At 44.2% G+C, this 3,263-nt stretch carries 2 protein-coding genes and 1 pseudogene; 2 read left to right on the top strand and 1 reads right to left on the bottom strand.

Going from position 1 to position 3,263, the window contains the following annotated elements:
• Positions 1–202 precede the first annotated feature (202 nt).
• A pseudogene (locus R4I06_RS04540) lies at positions 203–271 on the top strand (30S ribosomal protein S8); the annotation flags it as partial.
• Between the two features lie 96 nt (positions 272–367).
• Here R4I06_RS04540 and R4I06_RS04535 read toward each other — a convergent pair.
• On the bottom strand, positions 368–1,693 hold the full coding sequence (locus R4I06_RS04535) for a DNA recombination protein RmuC (protein WP_334414396.1): 1,326 nt from the start codon (positions 1,691–1,693) through the stop codon (positions 368–370).
• 91 nt (positions 1,694–1,784) lie between these two features.
• Here R4I06_RS04535 and serS point away from each other — a divergent pair, with 91 nt between their 5' ends.
• Positions 1,785–3,074 (top strand): serine--tRNA ligase, encoded by a 1,290-nt coding sequence (serS, locus tag R4I06_RS04530; RefSeq protein ID WP_334414397.1) that lies wholly within the window; start codon positions 1,785–1,787, stop codon positions 3,072–3,074.
• Positions 3,075–3,263 lie beyond the last annotated feature (189 nt).

Raw genomic sequence — 3,263 nt, 5'->3', positions numbered from 1 at the left:
GTTCGCTGCACAGACGAAGCTGCAGAAAATGACGAGAGATTCCTCTCACTATAAGGGCTAGAGCTACCGCATGACTCAAACGCCGCGTAGTATTTATATGATGATGTCTCACATCGTGCTAAGGCAGTTGGGCTCTATGGGTAGATATCGGGGTTAACAAAGTCAAGTTGGTAGTAGGGTTTAGTGAGGTTTTGTTGTATCGTTGTCTGGTCTCATTGCTGATTTTCTGACGCGTTTGCGTGACGGGCAAGCAGCTATGAACAAGGTGGTTAGAGCTCATGTTCCAAGGCGGTGATAGCTGTGATTAAGATTCTGACCGAATAGAGCTATATCGTCTCTCTTATTGCAGGAAACTGCAGCTTCGCAGCTACACTGAATCTAGTTCAAGGCTTTTCGAAGCTTTCACCCCTAAACTTTTCAGATTTTTAGTGCGCGACAAAATGTTCCCAGTGCCTTCAGATAACTTCTTCATTGCATCTTGATACACACTTTCTGCGGCACCTATTTGTTTACCGAGTTTTTGCATGTCTTGCACGAACCCAGCAATTTTGTCGTACAATGCTCCACCTTGACGCGCAATCTCCAGCGTGTTGCGGTTCTGTTTCTCAAGTCTCCAAAGGGACTCTATAGTTCTAAGAGTAGCCAAAAGCGTAGAAGGACACACCAGAACTATCCTTTTACACCACGCAAACCCGTGGAGCTCAGTATCGGTCCTTACCATCAAGAAATACGCACTTTCTATAGGTACAAACATAAGCACAAAATCCGGTGCGTTAAGGCTTTCTATGTCGGAATACCTCTTTCCCGCAAGGTCATTTATGTGCGACCTCACAGAGTGTATAAACTGCTTCAGATGAGATACTCTAACGACCTCATCTTGTTTTTCGGAACAATAACGCTCGTAGTGAACAAGCGAAACCTTGGCGTCAACAACGATGTGTTTATCTTCCGGCAATAGTATAACTACATCAGGATATTGCCTGCCACCAGATATACCTCTTAAACTCATACCTGAGCTGTGCATCTTATAGTCTTGATCTTTGCGCAAGCCTGAGTCTTCCAAAACCTTCTCGAGCATTACCTCGCCCCAATGCCCCTGTAATTTGGTATTACCTTTAAGAGCCGTTGCGAGACCTTCCGCTTGCAGTGTAATTTTCTCATTTGCAAGTACTATGCGTTTTATCTCATTTTTGAGAGAAAATTGCTCCTGCCCATGGCGGACAAAAGCCTCCTCAAGTTCCTTTTTGAGGATCTTCATATTCTCTTTTACAGGTTCCAGTACACCTCCTAGACCCTCTCTGGACATTTTGCTAAACCTGTCCATTTTCTCATCAAAAATCTTATTGGCCAAATTCTCGAAGTGCAGCCTATACTGTTCGCCCATAGTCTTGTAGAAGGAATCCTGCTGGGCATTGGCCTTCTCTAGATTGCTTTTTTCAATTTCAAGAACCAAGACCTTGTCTCTTGTAGCTTGAAGTTCCTGCAGTAACTCCTGAATTCTTTGCTGTAAGTTAAGGTTCTCCTCCTTATTTTCTTGAAGCTTAACTTCCAATCCCGCTTTTTCAATAACAATAGCGTCATAGCTATTCTTCGGTACTCTTGACCGGCACAGAATAGCGTACGCGCAAACAAAAACACCTACCGCTTCAATGACACACAGTAAAAACATCTGCCCCGAAATATCTAGTATCATATGCCAGCCGTTACGTGCGCTAAAATAGTGTTAACAATTGTATGGCTTATCGTGTAGTATGTCTAAATCCTTCTGCACACAATATATTTGCATGCACGATATAGAGTTCATAAGAAGAAATCCTTCTCTGTTTGACGAAGCAATGAAGGCTCGTGGCCTTGGGGAGCAAGCTGCGAAAATCCTGGAACTTGACGCCAAAAAACGGCAAAGACTTACAGAATTGCAACACCTCAGGGAACAGCGAAATGCTCTGTCAAAGGAAGTGACGCGTCTCAAACAAGATGGCGCAGATTGCACTTCAAAGGTCGAATCTTCCAAAGACATTGCAAACAGAATTGTGGAGCTTGAAGAGTGTATGCGATCAGATTCAGAGTTATCTGACATCCTGCGCTCGCTGCCAAATATACCTGATGCTGCCGTACCATTGGGTGTAAACGAAGAAAACAATGTGGAAATACGTGTTCACGGAAAAAAGAGGCATTTTTCTTTCGACATAAAGCCTCATTATACTCTTGGGGAAGAACTCAACATGATGAACTTCCGCAGGGCCGCAATGATGTCTGGATCAAGGTTTTCTTTACTAAGCAGCAAACTAGCAAAGATGGAAAGAAGCCTTGCGCACTTCATGTTGGAAATGCATACCAAAGAGTTTGGCTACACGGAAGTCTTTCATCCCTCTTTGGTAAACGAACAAGCGATGTACAATGTTGGGCAGTTGCCAAAATTTACTCACGACTCTTTTAAAACAGTTGATGATTTCAGATTAGTCCCCACGAGTGAAGTTGTGCTTACAAACTTGGTGGCAGACACGAACCTTCCAAGTAGTTCCTTACCTCTCAGGTACACAGCATATTCACAGTGCTTTCGCGCAGAGGCTGGAAGCGCAGGATTGGATACCAGAGGCATGATTCGCCAACATCAGTTCAGCAAAGTTGAGTTGGTGAGTATAACCGAAGAAAGCCAGTCCTCCGACGAGTTAGTAAGGATGCTCCACGTGGCAGAAGAGGTCTTAAAAAGGCTGGAACTCCCGTATCGGATTATAATGCTGTGCACGGGCGACATGGGCTTTTCCGCCAGTGTTTCTTACGATATTGAAGTTTGGATGCCGGCTCAAAACAAGTACAGAGAAATCTCAAGCTGCTCAAATTGTAAAGATTTTCAGGCAAGGAGAATGGGTGCAAAGTGCTTCCGCACAGAGAATCAAAAAAAGCTGTCATCATTTGTTCACACCTTGAACGGCTCTGCGCTAGCTATAGGCAGGACCATCGCTGCCATAATGGAAAACTATCAAAATGCTGACGGTTCTGTAACAGTACCCAATGTGCTCCGTGAGTACCTTGGTACAGACCTAATAACCCCTGAGGAACACGCATTGCCGTAGCGAAACAACCCAAAGTCTTGTTACTCTTGCGTACAAGGTATCTTCCCACTGACACAGACATTCACAGTAATGAAAAACTATTAGGATGCTCACAACTCTGAACAGTACCTGACATACTCCGTGAGTAACTTGTCATAGATATGATAACCGCTGCAGAACATGTATTGCCTCGGCAAAGCCCCAGAGTAT

The sequence above is a fragment of the Anaplasma bovis genome (genome assembly GCF_036903315.1).
GTDB lineage: Bacteria > Pseudomonadota > Alphaproteobacteria > Rickettsiales > Anaplasmataceae > Anaplasma > Anaplasma bovis.
The sequence above is the reverse complement of the archived record's forward strand: the minus strand, read 5'-3'. Positions and strand labels throughout refer to the sequence as shown.